This window comes from Streptomyces sp. 378 (assembly GCF_030124145.1).
In the GTDB taxonomy this organism is placed as follows: Bacteria; Actinomycetota; Actinomycetes; order Streptomycetales; family Streptomycetaceae; genus Streptomyces.
This window is the reverse complement of sequence record NZ_JASKMS010000006.1, coordinates 251,108-271,362: the sequence shown is the minus strand read 5'-3', so window position 1 is coordinate 271,362 and position 20,255 is coordinate 251,108. Positions and strand designations below refer to the sequence as shown.

Sequence of the window (20,255 nt, the reverse complement as noted above, 5' to 3'; positions counted from 1 at the left end):
TGGGCAGCACCATTGTGACGGAAGGTACTTGATGACGCGGTCGGCATGCACCGTACTCATCCGCCGACGGTCCCCCGGATCACCCCCAGCTCCACCAGGTCCTGCGGACGGATGCGGAGCTGGTCCGCGGTAGCCTCCACCGCGCGCGGCGGTCGTTTCAGGATGGCCGCCGCGAGCTCCGGGGCGATCACCGAGAAGTAGCTGTCGGGTGTGGCCCAGGTGTTGCCGGGAGCGGCCAGGGCCAGCGCACCGCCGGAGCCGCCTTCACCGATCACCAGCGTGGTCACCGGGGTGCCGGCGCTCGCGACCGCGCCGAACAGGTCGGCGATCGCCGCGCCCGCCCCCTGCCGCTCCGCCTCCGCGTCGTTGGCCGCGCCCGGGGTGTCCACCAGGGTCAGCACCGGGATGCCGAGCCGGTCCGCGAGACGGATCAGCCGGGCGGCGGTGCGGTACCCGGCCGGCCGGGTCGCGCTCCCGGTCTGCGCGGCGTACGCGACCGTACGGCCCTCGTGCGTGCCGAAGCCGCACAGCATGCCGTCCGGGTCGGTGCCGCCGCAGCGGTCGCCGCTGATCGCGACCCGCTCGGTGAAGTACGCGTCCAAGTAGGCCGTGGCACGCGGCCGCCGGGAGGAGCGGGCCCGCCGGACGGCGTCCCAGCCCGTGGCGGGCAGGACCCCGCACTCGCCGAGCGGGTCGGGCGGCGGGGCGGGCGTGACCGACGGGCACGTCAGCAGCCGCAGCCACCGCCCCAGCGTCTCGCGCAGCTCCTCCGGCGGTACGACCGCGTCCGCCGCGCCCGCCGCGACCTGCGCCTCGGCCGTGTACGCCGCCGGGTCCGCGTCCGCCGGCCGCACCCGGGAACCGGCGAAGCCGACCTGGGCACCGGGCAGTGCGAGCACCACGTCGGCGCCCGCGCCCAGGGTGGCCCAGCCGCCCCCGGTGGTCGGGTCGCGCAGGACCGCGACCTGCGCGAGACCGGCCTCCCGGGTGAGCGCCGACTGACGGGCCACCCGCTGGAGTTGGGTCAGCGCGAGCATGCCCTCCTGCATCCGGCTGCCGCCCGTCGCCACCAGCGGCACCACCGGGAGGTGGCGCTCGCGGGCGTAGGCGTACGCCGCCTCCAGCCGGTCCCCGGTGCGCTCGCCGAGGGAGCCGCCGAGGAAGCCGAACTCGAACGCGAGCAGCACGGCCCGGGTGCCGCCGACGCGGGCGGTGCCGCACACCACGGACTCCTGCTCGCCGGTGCGTTCGGCGGCCCGCGCGCGGGAGTCGTCGTAACCCGACCAGGCGAGCGGGCCGTCGGGCCTCGACGGCCTCGCGGGGACGGGAAGTCCGGCGAACGTGGCCTCGTCGGCGAGGGCGGTGACGACGGCGCGGGCGGAGAGGCGCTCAGTCATGGGCCAGCGCCCGCTTCAGGATCTTCCCCATGTCGTTGCGGGGCAGCGCGTCCAGGTGGTGGACGACCCGTGGCCGCTTGTGCGGGGCGAGCCGCTGCGCCACATGGTCCGCCAACTCCTCCAGCCCGGGCGGCGACTCGGGGTCGGCCGGCACGATCCACGCCACGATCCGCTCGCCCAGGTCGGCGTCCGGCTCCCCCGTGACGGCCGCCTCCCGCACCCCGGGGTGTTCCAGGAGCGCGTTCTCGATCTCACCGGCACCGATCTTGTAACCGCCGCTCTTGATCAGGTCGGTGGCCTTGCGGCCCACGATCCGGACGTAGCCGTCGGGGTCGCGCACCGCCATGTCGCCGGTACGGAACCAGCCGTCGGCGGTGAAGGCGGCGGCGGTGGCGTCCGGGCGGTTGAGGTACTCGGTGAACAGGTTCGGCCCGCGCACCTGGATCTCGCCGACCGTCTCCCCGTCGTACGCCGCGACCTCCGAGCCGTCCTCCTCGACCAGCCGCAGCTCCACACCCGGCAGCGGCACGCCGACCGTGCCCGGGCGGGCCTCGCCGTCGGCACGGACGCTGGTGTTCATCAGCGTCTCCGTCATGCCGTACCGCTCGATCACCCTGCGCCCGGTCGCGGCCGCGATCCGGCCGTGGTCGTGCACGGGCAGCGCGGCGGAACCGGAGACCAGCAGCCGCGCCCCGGTCAGGGCCTTCACCAGATCCGGGTCGCTCGTCACGGCCTCCGCGATGCGGTGGTACATCGTCGGCACCCCGAACAGCATGGTCGCCCCGCCGTTCAGCTCCCGGGCGACGCCCTGGGTGCTGAAGCGGCCCAGGTGCCGCACCGAACCGCCGCGCCGCAGCGGGCCGAGCGTACCCAGGACCAGCCCGTGCACATGGAACAGCGGCAGCCCGTGAACGAGGACGTCGTCGCCGGTCCACCGCCAGGCGTCGGCCAGCGCGTCCAGGGTGCCGGCGACGGCCCGGCGCGGGATGACGGCACCCTTGGGCGGGCCGGTGGTGCCCGAGGTGTAGACGATCAGGGCCGGGTCCTCCGCTCCCGCACGGTCCTCGGGGGCGGCGCCGGTGGCGTGCACGTCGACGTCCACCCGGGTGAGGTCCCGCAGGGGGGCGGGGAGTTGGTCGTCCGGGGCGGTGAGCACGAGGCCGGGGGCGCTGTCGGACAGGATGTGCCCGAGCTCCTTCTCGCCCGACTTGGGGTTGAGCGGCACGGCCGGCACCGAGGCCATCAGCGCGGCGACGACGGCGACGGCCGTCTCCATCGTGGGCGTCGCCCAGACGGCGACCCGGCGGGCCCGCCCGATGCGTTCCGCCGTCGCACCGGCCGCGGCGGCGAGCTCGCCGTAGGTCAAGGAGCGCTCACCGAACCGCAGGGCGGGCCGGTCGGCCGGGCCACTGGTCAGGGCCGGGAAGAGAGAGGTCACGCGTCACATCTCCTTAGCTGTTCGCCTGTCACGGGTCCCCGGCGGTCCGCCCCGCCCGGGGGCGGAGCGCCGCGACCCGTCAGGCCGCCGCCGGTACGACCGCCACCCTCCCTCCGTACACCATCGGCCGCCGGAAGAAACGCTCGCGGTCGGCGCCCGGTGCGGCCGTCCTGCGTGCGCGCCGGTCTGCTGAGGTCACACGGGCTGTCGTGGCTCCGGAGGGCATTGTTAGCCTGCGACGGACACCGAGTCGATCACCTCTACGAGGATGGAGTCGCCGTGGCCGGCACCCCGCGCATCGCCGTCGTCACCTATGACCCTCGCGGCGAGGAGCACAAGGACCGGGACCTGCCGGTGCTGGTGGAGGCGCTGCGGGAGGCGGGGGCCGGGGCCGTCGCCGTGCACTGGGACGATCCCTCGGTGGACTGGGCCGCGTTCGATCTCGTCCTCATCCGGTCCACCTGGGACTACAGCTGGCGCGCCGAGGAGTTCACGGCGTGGGCCGAGCGGTGCGGGAAGGCGACGCGGCTCGCCAATCCGGCCGACATCGTGCGGTGGAACGCCGACAAGCGCTACCTCGGGCAGCTCGCCGAGGCCGGAGTGCCCGCCGTGTCCACCCGGTATGTCGCGCCCGGCGACCCCGTCGACCTGCCCGCCGAGCGGGAGTACGTCGTCAAGCCCGCCTCCGGGGCCGGGGCCCGGTACGCCGCCCGTTACCCGGCCGGAGAGCGGGACGCCGCCGCACGCCAGGTGGAGCGGATGCACGCCGAGGGGCTGACCGTGATGGTGCAGCCCTATCTGGCCGGCATCGACACGCACGGTGAGCGGGCTCTGCAGTTCTTCGGCGGACGCCTGCTGCACGCGAGCGTCAAGGGCGCCGTCCTGGCGCCCGGCACGCCCTACGACGCCGACAAGGTCGCCCATCCCGACCTGCGCCCCTGGGAGCCGACCGGTGCCGAACTGGCCGTCGCCGAGCGGGCGCTGGCCGCCGTGCCCGGGGACGCGGAGCCGCTGTACGCGCGCGTGGACCTCGTCACCGGACCGGACGGGGAGCCGTGGGTGATGGAGCTGGAACTGATCGAGCCGAACCTGTTCCTCGGTCTGCACCCGGACTCCGTGCCGCGCGTCGTGCGGGCGGTGCTGGCAGCCGCCCGCTGATCGGCACGGTGGGGCATACGTCCCTCGGTGGGGCTTTTGGTGTACGGGTAGGGCCATGCCCTCTCCCGAGCCGGCCCCGGAGCCCGCGCGACGGACCTGGGCACCGCTGCCGGCGGTGTGCGCCGGCGTACTCGGGGGGCCGCCTCCGCGATGTTCAACACCACCCGCCAGGTCGGCAGCGCCACCGGCGTCGCGCTCGGCGGCAGCCTGCTCGCCTCCGCCGCGAACCACGGCACCGGGATCCGGACCGGCGTGGGCATCGGCGCGCTCGCGTGTCTGACCGCGGCGGTCCTCGCATGGTGGTGCGTACCGGCGAAGCCCCGGCATGTTGCGCAGGCCCGGTAGGACTCATGTCTGCGGACGGACTGCCCGGGCCCCTCAGCCCGGACGGCCGGTGACGGACACCCGCTGCACCAGCCCCCAGGTGAACTCCGCGGCGGCCTCCCGCCGCACGCCCCGAGCGTCCGGGGCGCTGAAGGCCAGCCCCCACCGGGTCGGTGCCGAGCCCTCCAGGGGGCGGGCCGGGGCGAAGGCACGGGCCGCCTCGTCGACCGTGCAGGACCAGGGGGTGAGATCGTCGAGCGTGCGCAGCTCCGGGCCCGGGGCGCCGGGGGCGCGGACCAGCCACTCGTTCCACACCGCGCGGTTCGGGGCGGTCAGCACCTCGAAGCGCAGGGTGGGCCACAGGGGCAGCGGCCACAGCCAGGCCTCGCAGTCCAGGTCGCCGATCCGGCGGGGCGTGCGGGACTCGGGGTCGCCCAGCACCTGGCGGTAGCGGGACAGGGGCGTGCGCGAGCGCGGGGAGCGGACCATGGCCTGCCAGCGCTTGTTGGCCTCGCGCAGGTCCGCGAGGGAGGCCCCCAGCTCGTGACGGGCGTCCTCCACGAGATCCGAGTTGTGGTCGGCCATGCGGCGCAGCAGCACCAGCTGGAAGTCGAGCGGGGTGAAGGGGCTAGCGGGGCGCTTCGCGGAGGGCATGGGAACCATCGTCGCCCACCGGCGCGGTGCCCGGGCGGCGGCCGTCCGGGAGGAAGAGCACCGAGTTGACGTAGCGCGGGCCGCGCAGCGGGTCGTACGGCAGGACACGGCGGAGCAGGCCGTGCGAGACCACGTAGGAGGCGTCCGCCTGGTGCGCCTCCAGGGGGAACTTCGCCAGCGGCACCCACCGGTCGCCGGGCAGCACCCAGCCCTCGTAGCCCAGCAGGGACAGATAGGTCACCACCGGCGCGATCGGCTGGATGCGGGACTCCAGTTCCACGAACAGGGCCGGGCGGTCCCGGGCCAGCAGACCCGTCGCGCCCCGCAGCACCGCCGGTTCGTTGCCGTCCACGTCGATCTTGATGAAGCCGACGTTCCGCAGACCCAGCTCGTCCAGCGTGACACAGGAGACGTCCAGCGCGCGGCCGTGGATGTCGCGCCGCACCAGCGAGGACACGCCCCGGTCGCCGGAGTCGTCCGGCGGCAGCCACAGGCGGGCGATGCCCGGCCGGTCCGAGGCCGCCGCCCGGATCACGCGGACGTTCGGCGGCGCGGCGGCGGCCAGCAGCCGGGCCAGATGGGGCACCGGCTCGACCGTCACGACCTGTTCGGCCAGGCCGGCCAGGCGGTGCGTCCAGGGCCCGTACCAGCCGCCGACGTCCACCGCCGTACCGCAGCCCGGCGGGCACAGCTCGGCCAGCCGCGCCAGCTCCGGTTCGAACCGGGGATAGAGCGCCCGGGCCGCCGCGGCCACCAGACGGGTGGGCAGGAGAGGGGCGAGGCGCGCTGCCAGGCTGGTCACGGTGCCATCCTCTTGAGGAGTTCCTCGTGCACGTCGTCCGGCACCTGCTCGCCCGAGGAGGGCAGCAGCTGCGGAATGCCGTCGGTGATCGGGTAACGGCGGTGCAGGCGGGGGTTGTACAGCGCCTCCTCCTGCCCGGCCTCCTCGGCCAGCAGGTGCAGCGGGCCCTTGTCGATCGGGCAGGCGAGAATCCTGAGCAGCGGGTCGTCGGGCTTCAAGGGGATGCCAGCTCCTCGGCGGGTGGGGTGGGTTGGGGAGTGGTGTCGTGCTTCGGCATGGTCAGCAGCACGGCCACCGCGAGGGCCGTGCCCGCCACCCGCAGCGCGAGCCGCAGCGGCTCGTCCGGCAGGGCCTCGCCGAACGAGACCGTGCCGAGCACCGCCGTGAACAGACTGGTGACGGTCGTGCACACCGGCACGATCAGCGACGCCCGGCAGCGCTGGAGCGCCGCCTGCGACATCACCAGGCCGACCACACCGGTGAACAGCAGCAGATACGGATACGGGGAGCTCAGCAGGTCCAGGATCGCGCCGCCGATCCCGCTGGTCGTCAGGTGGCCGGCGACGCCCTTGATGGCAAGGGAGCTGACCCCGTAGAGCAGGCCCACGGCCACCCCGTACTCGACGCCGGTCGTCGGGCGCCGGTGCCGGTTGCGGGTGCGCCGCTCGGCGGAGGCGTACAGCCACACCCCGGCCGCCAGCGAGGGCACGCACACCAGCAGGATCAGCTGGTAGGGCGCGTCCTGGCTGACGGTGTCGGAGCCCTCCCGCAGCGACAGCACCACCATCAGCAGCGCCAGCAGGATCGCGCCCAGCGCGTACCGCTCCCGGCCGGAGGTCTCCTCCCCGAGCAGCCGCGCCGACAGCAGCACCAGCAGCACCAGGCCGGAGACGAAGATGCCCTGCGCGGCGGCGATCGGCAGGGTGCGGTAGACGACGAGCTGCGCGGCGAAACCGGCGGCGAGGGCGAGGGAGCCGCCGATCCACAGGGGACTGCCGAGGACGAGGCGCAGCAGCCGGGCCGGCTGCCGGATCGACACCTCGGGCAGGGAGGTGAGCGCCCGTTTCTCCAGCACGAAGCCCAGGCTGTACAGGGTGTTCGCCAGCAGGGCCGCGGCCACTCCCCACCACATGGGTTACGTCCTCCGGGCGTGCAGCAGCAGGATCGACGCGAGCTGCGGCCGGGCGCAGGCCAGCCGGTCCAGCGGCCGCAGCGGACGCGGCACACCGTGGAAGGGGGCCCCTTCGAGCCGTACGACGGTGAATCCGGACGCGGCGACGAACTCCTTGAGCGCGCGGGCGGTGTAGAGCCGCAGATGCCCCACGACCTCCTTGCCCGGACGGCCGTGGATGCCGCGCAGGCTGACCTCCGAGAACACCGGTTGCACCCCGGCCAGCAGCAGGCCTCGGTTGTACCAGGCGGCCAGATTCGGGGTGGACAGCATCAGATGGCCGCCCGGGCGCAGGATCCGCCGGATTTCGTCGAGGGCCGCGTCCGGGTCGACGAGGTGCTCGATCACCTCGCTGAACAGCACGGCGTCGGCCGAGGCGGACGCGAAGGGCAGCCCCCCGCCGGTGAGTTCGCCGCGGACGGCGTACGGGATGCGGGTGCGGGCGCGGCGCAGGGCGTCCTGGGACCAGTCGACGCCGATGACGCGGTGGCCGGGCAGGAGCGGGGCGGCGGTGGCGGCGGCGGTGCCGTCCCCGCAGCCGATGTCGAGGACCGTGCGGGGGGTCCGGGCCGCCGGTCCGAGGGCGCGGGCCAGCATGCGGGCCTGGCGGAGGCTGCGCGGGGTGCCGGAGGCGACCGGCACGGCCGGGTTCTCGTAGAAGTCGCGCAGGTCCCGGGGTGGGCGTCCGGTGGTGGCCGGGGTGGTCATGGGGTCACCTCCGTGGTGTGCAGATAGTGCTCGAAGAGGTCGCGGAGGTGGGCGCCGTCGCCGTGGCCGAGCAGGGCGTTCGACCAGCGCAGGGCCAGATGGAGACGGCCGGCCGTGGAGGCGGTGGTCACGGTCAGGCCCCGCGGCATCCGGGCCGGGGCGGAGAACCAGACGGCGTGCGCGCGGCCCGCCTCCTCCCCGAAGTCCAGCGGGTAGGGGATACGGCCGATGTTGCTGAGCAGGGTCGTCGACGTCCAGGGCGCGGCGGCCCGGCGCAGGGCGCGGGTGAGGGCGGCGCGGGCGGTGACGGGTGCCCAGGGCGCGGTCAGCAGGGCCGCGCCGTGGCCGAGTTGGGGGCGGGGCAGGGACTTCAGGGCACGGGTCCGCTCCGCGGTGCGGCGCAGGAGGGCCGGCATGTCGGTGACGTCCAGCTCCCGCGGCGCGTACGGGACCTCCACCAGACGTGTGCCGTTGCCGATGGGCATCGTCGTGTCGCGGGGGCGGTCGTCCACGGGCATGGTGATGCGCAGGGGGCGGGGGCGGGCGCCGTGCTCCCTGTTCCAGTGGGCGATGGTCAGGGCGGTGGTGACCATGAGCTGGTCGTTGACGGTGTAGGGGGAGCCCTTGGGGCGGTGCGGGAGGGGGAGTTCGGTGACGAGCATGCCGTTGCCCGGGGAGGGGTCGGGCGTGCCCCGCGCCACCCGCGCCGGGGGCGACCAGCCGGCCGGGGTGTCCGCCGCCTCCTGGCGGGCTTGGGGCGCGCGGACCGGGGGCGCCGCGGGGGCGTTGTCCCTGTCCCCGTACAGTTCCGCGGCTGTCGCCAGGACGCGGAGGCAGGCCGGCCCGTCGAGGGCGGTGTGGTTGATGGTGAGGAGGAGGACCGAGTCCACCACCTCGAGCCGTATCGGCGGGGACGACGACAACGGCGGCGCGTGGGAAAGGGCCCGGGCCCTGGCGTCCCGCAGGGCCCGGGGGCCCGGCGGGGCGAAGGTCACCACCTCCACATCGGGCTCCGGCGTCAGCTCCCACTCGTAGCGCCGCCGGTACCAGGGCCCCCGCGCCTCCCGCATCAGGATCCTCGGATGCCGGTGCAGGGCCTCCACGAACGCCTTGCGCAGCCGCGCCCGGTCGAGGGGGCCCGGGAGGTGCACCTCGATGTGGACCGTTTCCGGTTCCGCCTCCTGGAGGCAGTGGCGGGACACCTCGTCCACCACCGGGAACGGAATGCGCGCCGGTGCCGTCATGCGGGCTTGCCCTCCCCCGGGTCGGTCCTCGGCAACCGCTGGGTCGGCGCCTGAGCGGGAGGCTCCTCGCGCAGGCTCACCAGTCCCGCGAACAGCCCGATCAGGGCGAGCAGTTGGGCCAGGTGCCCGAACGCTCCCTCGCCCGCGCCCACCGGTTCCCCGGCCCCGAACAGGGCGGCGACGCCCGCACCGGCCAGGGCGGCGAACGCGATCGGCACCAGCAGGGCGGGCCGTCGCCAGGCCAGCAGCGCCAGCGCCGGCACCAGCAGCGCGAACCAGCCCGCGATCACCACGCCGACCAGCGTCAGCGCCACCGCGCCGAGCCACGGCCCGGGCGGCGGCGGGACCGGCTGGGGCGCGTCGGGGTTGGCGGCGCGGCGCCGCCACAGCGTCAGGCCCAGCAGCACCGCGATGCCGACGCCGCTGCCGATCAGGGCGGCGTCGTACGTCGTGGCCGGCTCGTAGGACAGCTCGACGTCGCCGCCCGCCCCGGCCGGGACCCGCCAGCCCTGCTGCCAGCCGTCCAGCCGCACCGGGGTCAGCTCCTTGCCGTCCAGGGTGGCCTTCCAGCCGTCGTTGAAGTTCTCGTACATCGTGAGGTACGAGGCCGCGCCCGAGCCGACCGTCACCCGGCGGCGGTCGCCCAGCCAGTCCCCAATTCGCAGGTCACGCCCGGCCGTCGCGGCCTCGGGGACCGCGCCGCGGGTGAGGGTCACGTCCGTGAGCGTGAGCGGGCCGGCGTCCCCGCCCTCCAGCCGGTGCTCCCCGGCGGGAAGCCGCACCTCGGTGTCGTCCCCGCCGTCCTGGCAGAGCGTCACCTCAACGCCGCGCCGCTCCACCAGGTCCCGTACGGTGCCCTTCACGCTCGACTGGTACAGCTCACCGTCCAGCGCCACGTCCGGGCCCCTGCCGCACGGCAGGGAGAACGTCCGGGTGCCGTCCGGCTGCGGTGTGCGGTACTGGTCGAGGGACGGGAGGTACGCCTCCGTGAGGCCCACCGGGAGGCGCAGGTCCTCGTCGGCGACCGGGTTGTGCAGGGTCAGCGGGGCCGTCTCGGTGATGGTGATGTCGAGGCGGTCGGTGGTGATGGCCGGGAAGCGGACCCAGCCGTTCTTGTCGACACCGGCGATGGCGGCGCCGTCCGGGGAGCTGATGTGCACCTCGGAGGCCCGGGCGGACAGGCCGCCCGCGGGAGCCAGGACCAGTTCGCCGACCGGCTGCTTGCCCTGCCAGCGCAGGTGGATCGTCGGCCGGTCGCCCGCGATCCACGCCGTGGTCAGATCGCCGTCGGTGAGGTTGCGCGCCGCGAGGCCCGCCCCGAGGCGTGCCGTGGAGTCGGCGGTGGCGACGATCCGGGCCTGCTGTTCGGGCGCGACTTCGTAGAGCAGCTCGTCGAGTGCCCCGCCCGGCACGGGCACCGCCCTCGCCTTCACCTCGTACGTACCGGCGGCCGGAGTCGTGAAGCGGCGGTGCAGGCCCGCCTCGGTGCCGGTCGCGGCCAGACCGGTCGGGTCGGAGGCGCGGTGCAGGGAGACGACGGTCGCGGCCGAGGTGGCGTCATCGGCGTCCGTCGGGAGCCGCAGCAGTCGCGTCACCCGCACGTCCGGCAGGTCGATCTCGGAGAAGCCCGCCCCGGTCAGACCGGCCCTGCGCGCCACCGAGTCCACGATCGTGAGCTTCATCCACCGCGTCGCGCCCTCGGGCGCCTCGATCCGCTGGGTCGTGCCGTCGGGCTGGAGGAAACTCGTCTTCGAGCCCTTCTCGGTCTCCACCCGCACCCTCGTCGCCGCCGCCCGCACGCTCTCCTGCGGCAGCGGCGTGACCTTGAAGGAGGAGGGCATGTCGTAGGGGCCGGTGAAGCCGATGCGCAGCCACTGCCCGTCCGGCGTGTCCGGCGCGCCCTCCGCCCACGCGGTGTCCGGGTTGCCGTCGAAGGCGTTCACCGGGTCGTACTGCGGGAGGTGGAAGAGCCAGTTGCCGTAGGAGGACGCCGACACCGAGCGGGCGCCGCGCAGTTCGGCCACCGTCTGGTGAGCGATGCCCTCGGAGGGCAGGATCTGGCGCGGCTTCTCGCCCGGGTCCTGCAGCGCGTCCGGCGCGTTGCGCTCGTCGCGCGTGTACGTGTACGAGGTACCGGAGTTGACCAGCCCGAACCGGGTGTCCGCCCGCCGCAGCCCGTCACCCACCACCTGCACGGCAGGGGTGCCGAGCCCGGGATGGTTGTCGCCGGTCAGGACGGCCGCCCGCCCGCGCAGACGTGACGCCAGCGGCAGCAGCGCCTCCGGCCCGCCGGAGACCACGGCCGTGTCGGCGACCGCGGCGAGTCCGGCCTGACCGGGACGGATCACGTCGTCCCCCGTCGGCCGGTAGATCTCCACCGCCCGCTGCCGCGGATACAGCCCCTCCACCTGGAGCGGGGCGTCCTGCGCGATCCGGCCGCCGGTCATCACCGGCCCGAGCCCCGTCACCCGCTCGTACCCCGACTGTTCGAGGGTGCGCTTGACGGTCGTGGTGGGCACATGGCCGATCTGGTCGGGGTCGAGGTCGTTGCGTACGACGACGTAGTACAGCCCGGCCCGGCTCAGGTAGTCGGCCAGGCCCGGCACCTCGGCGCCGGACATCAGCGCCTGTTCGACGGCGTCCATCGCCCGCCGGTTGCCGGGCGTGCCGAACGGCACGTAGTCGCGCTGCGCCCACCGCGACTCGGCGAGCACGTCGAGCGGCTGGTCGATGGGGGAGCCCCAGGTGTAGACGCCGTGCGCGGTCGCCGGGACGACCAGGGCACGCGAGTCGGGCGAGTACTTCTCCAGCCAGTCGGCCGTGGCCTGCCAGTAGGCCGGGAGCTGCTGGAACGAACCCGGGTTCAGGATCGAGCCGTTGAGGTACGGCCACAGCAGGCCGGGCAGGATCAGCACCGCCGCGACCAGCGGGGCGAAACGCCGGCCGCGCACCCGCCGGGCCCCGCGCGGCTCGGCCGCCACCCCCACCAGATGTGCCAGCCCCAGCACCAGGGCCAGTGCCAGGCCCGTCTGGAACTTGTAGATGTTCCGGAACGGCGACAGCCACCCGTCCAGCCAGTCCTGCACCACCCCGTGGAACGGCGCCCCGAACGCCCCGCCGTACCCGGCGAGCAGCACCAGGGCCGTCACCAGCACCGTGAGCACCAGCCACCGCCGCTCGGGCAGGTCCCGCCGGGCGAGTCCGGCGAGGCCGAGTCCGGCCGCGAGCGCCGAGCAGAGGATCACGACGACGGAGGAGGCCACGGTCCAGCCGGCCGGCAGCCAGGCGTCACCGAGGTGCAGATAGGCGACCCAGTTCCCGGCGCCGCGCAGCGCCTCGGTCGCCGACATGGTGTCCGTGGTGGTACGCGCCGTCTCTATATAGGGGAGGAAGTTCTCGCCGTAGACCCCGAGCAGCAGCAGCGGCACCCACCACCAGGCCGTCACCACGATCACGGCCGGTGTCCACCAGGCGATCAGCTTGCGCTGCCGCGGTCCCGGGGGCCGGGACAGCAGGTAGAGCCCGACCGGCAGCAGGGACGCCAGTGTCGCCGAGGCGTTGACGCCGCCCATGAACGGCACGAGCAGCGCCGAGCGCAGGGCCGCGACCCGGGCGGTGTACCGCTCGTTCGTCAGCGGCAGCAGCACCCACGGCAGGAACGCCCCGGGCAGTGCCGCGGCCGACGTCGACCCGATGACGGTCGTGAACACCGGCCACAGCGCGTACGCCACCGCGGCTGGCAGCCGGGACGCCCCGCTGCCCACCCGCAGCCGCTCCGCCAGCCGCAACGCGCCCCAGAAGGCGACGGACACGATCAGCGACAGCCACAGCCGCTCCGCCAGCCACACCGGCAGGCGCACGAGGTCGCACAGCCAGTAGAACGGCAGCATCGGCCACAGATAACCGACGTACTGGTCCTGGATCCCGCCGAACCCGGCCCGGTCGTGCCACAACTGGCCCAGGTCGGCGAGGAACTGCCCCGGGTCGACCGTGACACCGAGTTTGGTGTCGAAGGTCTGCCGCCCCGGCCGCACCGCGAGGAACAACACGAACACCACGGCCCAGAAGCCCAGCAGCCAGCGCCGCGACCGCGGGCCGTCGGGCGGTCCCGCGGTGGTCGCGGTGGTGGGAACGGCTGCCGGGGGAGGAGCCTGGACCGTGGTTGTCATGTAGGGCACCGCCGCAGAATGAGGAGGAGGTTCCAGGTGGCGAACTCGCGGATGCCGGGCGCCTTGACGACGGTCTCCGCGAGGAACGGCCAGTAGCGGGAGCGCGCCGAGACGACCGTGACGTCGTCCCGGGCGCGCACCTGCCTGAGGGTGGAGCCGATGTGCACCGCGAACAGGTTCTCGCCGAGCGTGTGCTTGGCGGGTCGGCCGGTCCGCCGCAGGTAGCGGGCCCGGGCCCGCTCGGCGCCGAAGTAGTGCCACGGGGCCCACTCGTGCCCGCCCCACGGCGACAGCCAGTTGGTGAACGACACGTAGATCAGCCCGCCGGGCCGCGTCACCCGGGCCAGTTCGCTGAGGAACGTCTCGGGATCCGCCACGTGCTCCAGCACGTTGGACGAGAAGGTGACGTCCGCGACGCCGTCCCGCAGCGGCAGCAGGTACCCGTCGGCGACCACGGCCGACTCGGGCGGCTTCCCGCCGAGTTCGGCCAGGTCGGGCTCGAAGAGGAACGCGTGCGCCCCGCGCCGCCGGAACTCCCGCGTGAAGTACCCGCTGCCGCCCCCGACATCGAGGACCGTACGCCCGGCGACGGACCCGTCACAGGCCTCGACCTGGTCGACGGCGTCGCGGGCCAGCAGCGTGTAGCAGGCCTCGGGATCGTCCTGCTCGCGGAGGAAGGCGCGGAACAGGGCGACCGAGCGCCGAAGGGACGGATCCCTCCAGCCGGGACGCCGAAAGGTGCCTTCCCGGGCGCGGGACGCACCGCGCGGGAGCGGTGTCACGGGGCCCAGCCCTTCACCGCCTCCGCGGCGACCGCCCTGAACTGCCGGACCGTACGGTCCCACCGGAACTGCGCCGCCCGCTCCCGGGCCGCCTTGCCCATCAGCTCCCGCTGTCGGCCGGACAGGGTCAGCGCACACCAGGCCGCGGCGAACGAGGACTCACCGCGCGCGAGGATCCCGGTCTCACCGTCCACCACGGAGTCCTTGAGCCCCGGCACGTCGAAGGCCACACTCGGTGTCTCGCGCGCCGCGGCCTCCGTCACGACGAGACCCCACCCCTCCACGGCGGAGGGATGCAGCAAGAGCCAGGCGGCGCAGAGCAGTCGGTGTTTCTCTGCCTCCGTCACGTATCCGGTGAACTCCACACCGGGACCGGCGAGCCGCTCCAGACGTTCCCGCTCGGGCCCGTCACCGACGATCACCAGCCGCCCGCCGGTCACGGGCCGCACCCGCTCCCACAGCCGCAGCAGCAGATCGATCCGCTTGTACTCGACCAGCCGCCCGACGGCGACGAAGAGCGGCTCGGCCGAGCGCTCGGCTCTCGGGCCCGGCTCCTCGACCCCGTTGTGCACGACTCTGATCCGGTCCCGTTCGACCCCGATCGCCCGCAGCGCGTGCGCGGTCGAGGAGGACACGGCGACGAGCAGGTTGCGCTGCTGCGCCCCGGTCAGCGCCCAGTGTTCGAGTCTCCGGCCGATGCGGGCGGCCGGCGCCAGCGGCCCGCCGAAGCGCATCTTCCACAGATCCGTGTGGACGTGGTTGACCAGGCACAGCGTGGGCCCTCGGTGCCACAACGGCGCCAGATACGGCATGCCGTTGCACACCTCGACCAGCAGATCGCAGTCGCCGACCTGGCGGGTGAAGGCCGATCGTGCGCGCAGGTAGTGCCCGTAGGGGCCGCCCGCCGACACGACCCGGTAGTCGCGGAAGGACGCGGGCCCTCCGCACAGCAGGGTCACCTGGTGGCCCAGGCGGGTCAGGCCGTCGGCGAGCTTGTCGACCAGCAGTTCGGAACCGCCGGCGGAGGGGTTGTCCAGATCACGGTGGGCGAGGAAGACGATCCGGCGCGGAGGTGGGGGGAGCGCCGGAGGGTGCTGCGGCGCGCTGGGGGGCGCGGTGCGCAGCGTGGACGGCACGTGCTGGGGCATGGGTGCTCCAACTCGTCTCGGGGTGCGGAACTCAGCGTGGGGAAAACGTGGGGGTGGGGTCGTCTCGGCGGGGTCGGTCCGTGGGGAGCCTGAGCTCTTCCTGGGAGGGGAGTGTGGACGGGATGTGCTCGGGTGGGGTTGGACAGTTTTCGCCCGGACGATCGCCACGGCTACTCACCGAGGTGACAATTTCCGGCTTTGTTGGAGCTGACGTCACATCACATCGTGAGGGTGGGCTGGGGTGTACCGGATGTATCGGACGGAGTGGGGTGCTCCGGCTCCTTCCGCCCACGTGCCACGAGAACGCCGCCCACCACCGCGAGCACGAAGCCGCCGATCGCCGCCCCGATCGGCAGCGTCGTGCCCACCATCCGCAGCTGCCCGCTGTCCCGCTTCGCCTGGCGCACCGCCTCCTTCTGGGTCGCGGTCGTGAATGCGAGCTTCCGGCTGTCCAGCAGCACCGCCGCGTCCTTCGTCCCGCCCGGCGCCCGCAGGGTCCGCTTCGGGCCGGTCCGCGCGTAGATCACACGGCCCGTCGCCTGGTCCACGACCAGCTCGAAGCCGTGGTTGGAGTACCACTCCTCGGCCAGCACCTGCGGCCGGTCCGGCTGGTCGACGAGGGTGCCGGGCACCATGCGCGTGCCGGTCTTCGTCGGCGGCACCGAGCCGGTGAACCGGTAGCCGGTGTAGCCCTGGACCTTCGCGGTGCCCCGGTAGCGCAGCACGACCGTGTCGCCGAGCGTGTTGTCCCACCACTGGTAGGAGCGTTTCTGCACGTCGAAGGGGAACTTCAGATACGCCTCGCCCTCGATGTACGGCTTCTCGCCGCAGCAGTGCACCGGCCGCGTGGTCTTCCGGTCCATCACCCAGCGGTGCGGCACGAAGTCCAGCGCGTCGTGCGGGTCGGCGGCCGGCAGCGACGTGTCGGTGTCGACCGTGGTCGTCACGTCCCAGACGGCGTTGCCGCTGCGTTCGCTGTCCTCGACGTTGCCCCGCACCCGCTGGGTCACGGTGATCCTGCGGTCGGGCACCGTCTCGATCCGGTCGGTGTCGAAGACGCTGCCCCGGCCGGTGTAGACGGCGGTGGTGTCGATGTCGATCGGGTTGACCGCGGCACGCGGCTCCACGTACCAGGCGAGCAGGGGCGCCAGCACCAGCAGGAACGTGCCGAGACCCAGCAGGACCAGGGACAGGGGAGAGGTTGTACGGCGCATCCGGGCACTCCAGTGGCTTGGGACGGCTCGACGTACGAGAGGGTCGGCACGGCGGAGGAATCAGCGCGTGCGAAGGGGGTGTCGAACGGGCCGGGGCGGAGGGGGAGCGGCGTCTGGTGCGTGCGATCGCAACGCGCCGGAGCGCCCGCGCGGCGGAGCCACGTGGGTGGTTCGGCAACGCGGCGAGCGTGCGCGCCAGGCGTCGCGACGCCGCGCCGGCCCGTTCGGCACCCCCTTGGGCCGGGAACCGTAGGCGGCTCTTGACGGGGTGTCAATGCTTGTCGAGACTGGGCGCGACAGGCAGGGACGGGACGCCGAGGTGGGGAAACCTCCGGACGATCTCCGGACGAATCCGGACAGAGAGGCTGACCCTGCGATGTCCAGACTGCTTGCTGCCGCGCTGACCGTCGCGCTCGCCGCCGCCCTCGCCGTGGGCGCCGCGCTGGGCGTGGTCGCGCTGCTCGAAGCCACACCCGACCAGCCGAACACCCCCCTGATCACGTACGAGCGAGCCGGTCAGGGGGGCTGACCGTGACGGCCGCCCGCACCGCAGCTCTCACGACCCGCTCGGCCTGGCACGACGTACCGCGCTTCCAGGTGCGCCGGTTCGCCGCCATCGCCATGGCCGAGGCGCCCGCCCTCGCCGAGGAGATCCTCTGCGCGATCCAGCGGGAGTACCCGCACCTGCCCGTCGTCCTCGACGACTCCGGCGAGCCGATGGCCCTGGTCGGCATCCGCCGTGCCATCGAGGTCTTCGTGCAGCACCTGGAGCACTCGGAGGGACGCCCGACCGTCCCGCCCGGCGTCTTCCAGGAGTTCGGGCGCGGCGAGGGCCTGAACGGCCGCTCGCTCGACTCCCTCCAGGCCATCTACCGCATGGGCGTGCGCCTGGCCTGGCGCCGCCTCGCCGACATCGGCCAGCGCGTGGACATCCCACCCCCGGCGATGTACGAACTCGTCGACGCGGGCTACGAGTACCTCGACGGCCTGGTCGACCAGTCCGTACGCGGCTACGCCGAGGCCGCGGCCCGCCAGGCCGGCGAACGCCTGCGCCTGCAACGCCGCCTCATGGAACTGCTCCTCGCCGAGCACCACCGCGGCGACCCCGCCGAGGCCCTGACCGAACGGGCCGCCCGCATCGGCTGGCCCTTACCGACGAAGGTCGCGGTCGGCGTCCTGCTGCGCCCGGCCCGCGAGGCGATGGCACCCGCGGTCGGCCAGGGCGTCCTGCTCGACATGGAGTACGAGCAGCCCCGCATGGTGGTGCCCGAACCGGACGCGGCGGGCCGCTCCGAGCTCATGCACCGGGCCCTGGCCGGCTGGTCCGGCGCGATCGGCCCACCGGTCCCGCTCACCGACGCGGCGAAGTCCCTGCGCTGGGCGGAGGCGGCGGTCCGCCTGATGGAACGCGATCTCCTCCCCGCCGGCGAGGTCCTCTACTGCACCGAACACACCGAGGCCCTCGTCCTCCTCCAGCCCGAGGAACTCATCGACGACCTGGCCCTGAGATGCCTGGCCCCCCTGACCCACTGCGGCCCCACCCACGGCCGCCGCCTCGCCGAAACCCTCCTGGCCTGGCTGGAGACCCGCGGCGGCGCCCCGGAGGTCGCCACCCGCCTCGGCGTCCACCCCCAGACGGTCCGCTACCGCCTGCGCCAGATCCGCGAACTGTGGGGCGACGAGATCGACGACCCCGACCGCCGCTTCGAACTGGAACTGGTGCTGCGGGCGCAGCGGCTGCGGGGGCAGTTGGGGGTGGCACGGGGGCGGCGCTGAGCCGGGCCGCACCGCCGGCGACGACCACCGCCGCCCCGGCGTCACACCGCGACCCGCTCCTTCGCCGCAGCGCGCCCGGAGGCGGGAGCGTCCAGGTGTGCCACCACCGAGGTGTGGAAGCGGTGCACGGCCTCGTCGACGCTGCGGATGAAACCGGACTCGGCGCTGCCGCGGCCGCTCCCCATGCCCTTGAAGAGGGACAGCCGGAAACCGGTGATGCGGGTCGAGCTGTCCTTGGGGAGCAGGTCCGCCGGTTCGGGGCGCAGCCGCTCCAGCGTGCCCCGCGGGCCACCCGTCTCACCCTCCACCAGCGTCTCCACGTGCAGGTCGGCAGGCGCCTCGGCGAGGCGGCGGACCAGGCGCTTGGCCCAGGTCAGGGGATAACCCTGCTCGGGTGCCGGGATCTCCACGGACGTGCGCAGCTTGGCGGTCCGCAGATCGGCGCTGATGGTGAGCAGGCCGGGTGCCCCCTCGACACGCAACTCCGCCTGCAGCCGGCCCTCCAGGCACAGCTGGTCGGCCAGGCGGGCGCGCCGTGCCCCGGGATCGGTGCCACGCCGGGTGCGCTGGGCGGGCAGCACCTTCTGCCCGAGTTCGCCCCCGAGCCGCAGGCACACCTGGCGGATGAGCCGCTCCCAGCTCTCCACGACCTCCAGGGCGCGCGGGTCGCCCTGGCAGAGCGTCTCGTCGTCGATGCCGTTGCGTACGGGCACCCAGGACGCGCCCATGTTCTGGAAGCCGTGGCAGCCGGAGTTGTCGTGCTGGAGGTAGTGCAGCAGATCCTGGAGCAGCCAGGTGCGCGCCGCGTTGCCGACGCCCTCGTGCCGGATCAGCATCTGGGCCTGATGGGCCACCTCGGCCCACGACAGGTGCCAGAGCGCCACCTGGTGCTTGCGTCGCCGGTCGATCTTGACGTCGACCAGTGGACTGCCCTCCAGCGCCACATCGTTCGACAGGGTGATCACGGCCTCGTAGCCACGCCGGGCCGCGATGTCCATGTAGGCCTGCACCTGGTCGGACTTCAGGGGGTTGCCGTTGGTCTTGGTCTCGACCAGAGCGGTCCACAGCTTGCCGGCGCGCTCGACGCGGATCACCCCGTCCGGGCGCCGGGGCGTGTCCCCGTGCGGCAGCGAGACCTCGGTGAAGGTCTCCATGCGGCCGGACGGCGCGCCGAAGGGGGCGGTGACGCGTCTGCCGAACCGGGGCACCTGCGCCATCACGGACAGCAGTACCGACGTGGCCCGCGTCTCCCGGTCCCGGTCGTTCTTCAGTGCTGACACCGGAAAGAGCCGGGCCTGCCTCCAGGACTCGTTCTCCGCGAGGCTCTTCGCGGGTGCCCGGGGCGGTGTGACCTTGTTCTTCGCGGTCCGGGGCCGGGTCGTCCGCTTCTTCGGCGCGGCGTCCTCCTCGGCCGGTGGGCGCGGTGCCGGTACCGCCGCCAGCGTCGGCTCCGGCGGAGCGTCGGCGGGGCCGGTGGCGGGATCCTCGGCCGCCTGTGTCCCCGACTCCGCCTCGTCGTCCTCGATGTCGACGCCGAAGTCCGTCGCCAGCCCCGCCAGACCGCTCTCGTATCCCTGACCGACGGCCCGGAACTTCCACTCCTCGCCCCGCCGGTACAGCTCTCCGAAGATGATCGCGCTCACCTGGCCGGCGTCCTCGATGACGAAGCGGAGGAGGTTCTCGCCGCCCGCGTCGGCCAGCGTGACCTGCAGATCGGCCAGTTCGCCGAAGCGGGCCCCCTCGTAACGGCTCGCGGCCACGACGATCCGCTCCACCTCTGACGGGACCGCGGTCAGGTCGAAGCTGATCCGGTCCTCGCTGCCGTCCCCGGTCGGCTCCTTGCCGAGCAGCTGCACGCTGCCGTCGGCCGCCACCGGGTTGTTGTAGAAGTAGAAGTCCGCGTCGCTGCGCACCTTGCCCCGTCCGCCCAGCAACAGGACGGACACATCGGCGTCGCCCTCCCCGGTCGGGCTGGACCAGCCCAGGCTGACGATCGCGGAGTCGACGTTCTCGCTCAGGTCCGTCAGGGACACGTTCGAGCCCATGGTCATGTCACGCACAGAAAATCCCCCCACCTCTGCGACACGTGTGACGTGTCGCACACCGCGCACTTTAATGTGCGCGCCACGCGCTCGTGGGGTGCTCGGGGGTTTCCGCTCGCAGGGGGCCTGCCCATTGCCCGGGCATACCTATATGGCTAGCCTGTGTTCGTCATGCCGATCGCCTGTTGAAATCTCGAACACAGGCGCCTGAGACATATGAGGGAGGGG

The 20,255-nt window shown here is 73.7% G+C and carries 17 protein-coding genes; 4 read left to right on the top strand and 13 right to left on the bottom strand.

Translation table 11 applies throughout. The features are described from left to right. Window positions 1-56 precede the first annotated feature (56 nt). Complete coding sequence (locus QNO09_RS11630) at window positions 57-1,397, bottom strand: carboxyl transferase domain-containing protein (RefSeq protein WP_283970044.1); 1,341 nt, start codon at window positions 1,395-1,397, stop codon at window positions 57-59. Then, window positions 1,390-2,835, bottom strand: coding sequence for an acyl-CoA synthetase (locus tag QNO09_RS11625; protein ID WP_283970043.1), 1,446 nt, complete (start codon window positions 2,833-2,835; stop codon window positions 1,390-1,392). The genes QNO09_RS11630 and QNO09_RS11625 overlap by 8 nt, the downstream gene beginning before the upstream one ends. Window positions 2,836-3,114: 279 nt before the next feature. On the opposite strand from QNO09_RS11625, the gene QNO09_RS11620 reads away from it, so the two are divergent. Both QNO09_RS11620 and QNO09_RS11615 read left to right on the top strand, forming a co-directional pair. Beyond that, window positions 3,115-3,993, top strand: a complete 879-nt coding sequence (locus tag QNO09_RS11620) for an ATP-grasp domain-containing protein (RefSeq protein WP_283970042.1) — start codon at window positions 3,115-3,117, stop codon at window positions 3,991-3,993. A 150-nt stretch (window positions 3,994-4,143) separates the two neighbouring features. Further along, window positions 4,144-4,338, top strand: a complete 195-nt coding sequence (locus tag QNO09_RS11615; RefSeq protein ID WP_283970041.1) for a hypothetical protein — start codon at window positions 4,144-4,146, stop codon at window positions 4,336-4,338. A 33-nt stretch (window positions 4,339-4,371) separates the two neighbouring features. Here the strand turns inward: QNO09_RS11615 and QNO09_RS11610 are convergent, their stop codons facing one another. From QNO09_RS11610 to pgfA, 10 genes are all read right to left on the bottom strand, one after another. Further along, a complete protein-coding gene (locus QNO09_RS11610) occupies window positions 4,372-4,980 on the bottom strand; it encodes a hypothetical protein (protein WP_283970040.1) in 609 nt (202 codons plus the stop codon). Then, window positions 4,946-5,773: an FkbM family methyltransferase gene (locus QNO09_RS11605; protein ID WP_283970039.1), complete on the bottom strand. Its 828-nt coding sequence runs from the start codon at window positions 5,771-5,773 to the stop codon at window positions 4,946-4,948. The genes QNO09_RS11610 and QNO09_RS11605 overlap by 35 nt, the downstream gene beginning before the upstream one ends. Beyond that, window positions 5,770-5,991 carry a Trm112 family protein gene (locus QNO09_RS11600; RefSeq protein WP_283970038.1) on the bottom strand — a complete coding sequence of 74 codons (222 nt, stop codon included), beginning with the start codon at window positions 5,989-5,991 and terminating at the stop codon, window positions 5,770-5,772. Before QNO09_RS11600 ends, QNO09_RS11605 begins: the two co-directional genes overlap by 4 nt. Beyond that, entirely contained in the window at window positions 5,988-6,893 is a 906-nt protein-coding gene (locus QNO09_RS11595) for a hypothetical protein (RefSeq protein WP_283970108.1), read from the bottom strand. Before QNO09_RS11595 ends, QNO09_RS11600 begins: the two co-directional genes overlap by 4 nt. A 15-nt stretch (window positions 6,894-6,908) precedes the next feature. Next, entirely contained in the window at window positions 6,909-7,652 is a 744-nt protein-coding gene (locus QNO09_RS11590) for a class I SAM-dependent methyltransferase (protein ID WP_283970037.1), read from the bottom strand. Further along, entirely contained in the window at window positions 7,649-8,896 is a 1,248-nt protein-coding gene (locus QNO09_RS11585; RefSeq protein ID WP_283970036.1) for a condensation protein, read from the bottom strand. The genes QNO09_RS11590 and QNO09_RS11585 overlap by 4 nt, the downstream gene beginning before the upstream one ends. Further along, window positions 8,893-13,065, bottom strand: a complete 4,173-nt coding sequence (locus QNO09_RS11580; RefSeq protein WP_283970035.1) for an alpha-(1->3)-arabinofuranosyltransferase domain-containing protein — start codon at window positions 13,063-13,065, stop codon at window positions 8,893-8,895. Before QNO09_RS11580 ends, QNO09_RS11585 begins: the two co-directional genes overlap by 4 nt. Then, window positions 13,062-13,847, bottom strand: a complete 786-nt coding sequence (locus QNO09_RS11575) for a class I SAM-dependent methyltransferase (protein WP_502962277.1) — start codon at window positions 13,845-13,847, stop codon at window positions 13,062-13,064. Before QNO09_RS11575 ends, QNO09_RS11580 begins: the two co-directional genes overlap by 4 nt. Further along, entirely contained in the window at window positions 13,844-14,995 is a 1,152-nt protein-coding gene (locus QNO09_RS11570; protein WP_283970034.1) for a glycosyltransferase family 4 protein, read from the bottom strand. The genes QNO09_RS11575 and QNO09_RS11570 overlap by 4 nt, the downstream gene beginning before the upstream one ends. A 218-nt stretch (window positions 14,996-15,213) precedes the next feature. Then, window positions 15,214-16,209 (bottom strand): cell envelope lipid trafficking protein PgfA, encoded by a 996-nt coding sequence (gene pgfA / locus QNO09_RS11565; protein ID WP_283970033.1) that lies wholly within the window; start codon window positions 16,207-16,209, stop codon window positions 15,214-15,216. 376 nt (window positions 16,210-16,585) lie between these two features. Between pgfA and QNO09_RS11560 the strand changes: the two genes are divergently transcribed. Continuing rightward, window positions 16,586-16,738, top strand: coding sequence for a hypothetical protein (locus QNO09_RS11560; RefSeq protein WP_200839425.1), 153 nt, complete (start codon window positions 16,586-16,588; stop codon window positions 16,736-16,738). A 2-nt stretch (window positions 16,739-16,740) separates the two neighbouring features. Beyond that, complete coding sequence (locus QNO09_RS11555; protein WP_283970032.1) at window positions 16,741-17,985, top strand: PucR family transcriptional regulator; 1,245 nt, start codon at window positions 16,741-16,743, stop codon at window positions 17,983-17,985. Window positions 17,986-18,026: 41 nt separating this feature from the next. Here QNO09_RS11555 and QNO09_RS11550 read toward each other — a convergent pair whose 3' ends face one another. Beyond that, complete coding sequence (locus QNO09_RS11550; protein ID WP_283970031.1) at window positions 18,027-20,036, bottom strand: TerD family protein; 2,010 nt, start codon at window positions 20,034-20,036, stop codon at window positions 18,027-18,029. Window positions 20,037-20,255 lie beyond the last annotated feature (219 nt).

Excerpts from the sequence above, each read along its gene's own strand:
- QNO09_RS11630 (WP_283970044.1), bottom strand. The coding sequence starts at position 1,397 with ATGACTGAGCGCCTCTCCGCCCGCGCCGTCGTCACCGCCCTCGCCGAC.
- QNO09_RS11615 (WP_283970041.1), top strand. The coding sequence starts at position 4,144 with ATGTTCAACACCACCCGCCAGGTCGGCAGCGCCACCGGCGTCGCGCTC.
- QNO09_RS11610 (WP_283970040.1), bottom strand. The coding sequence starts at position 4,980 with ATGGTTCCCATGCCCTCCGCGAAGCGCCCCGCTAGCCCCTTCACCCCG.
- QNO09_RS11590 (WP_283970037.1), bottom strand. The coding sequence starts at position 7,652 with ATGACCACCCCGGCCACCACCGGACGCCCACCCCGGGACCTGCGCGAC.
- QNO09_RS11585 (WP_283970036.1), bottom strand. The coding sequence starts at position 8,896 with ATGACGGCACCGGCGCGCATTCCGTTCCCGGTGGTGGACGAGGTGTCC.
- QNO09_RS11580 (WP_283970035.1), bottom strand. The coding sequence starts at position 13,065 with ATGACAACCACGGTCCAGGCTCCTCCCCCGGCAGCCGTTCCCACCACC.
- QNO09_RS11570 (WP_283970034.1), bottom strand. The coding sequence starts at position 14,995 with ATGCCCCAGCACGTGCCGTCCACGCTGCGCACCGCGCCCCCCAGCGCG.
- pgfA (WP_283970033.1), bottom strand. The coding sequence starts at position 16,209 with ATGCGCCGTACAACCTCTCCCCTGTCCCTGGTCCTGCTGGGTCTCGGC.
- QNO09_RS11560 (WP_200839425.1), top strand. The coding sequence starts at position 16,586 with ATGTCCAGACTGCTTGCTGCCGCGCTGACCGTCGCGCTCGCCGCCGCC.
- QNO09_RS11550 (WP_283970031.1), bottom strand. The coding sequence starts at position 20,036 with ATGACCATGGGCTCGAACGTGTCCCTGACGGACCTGAGCGAGAACGTC.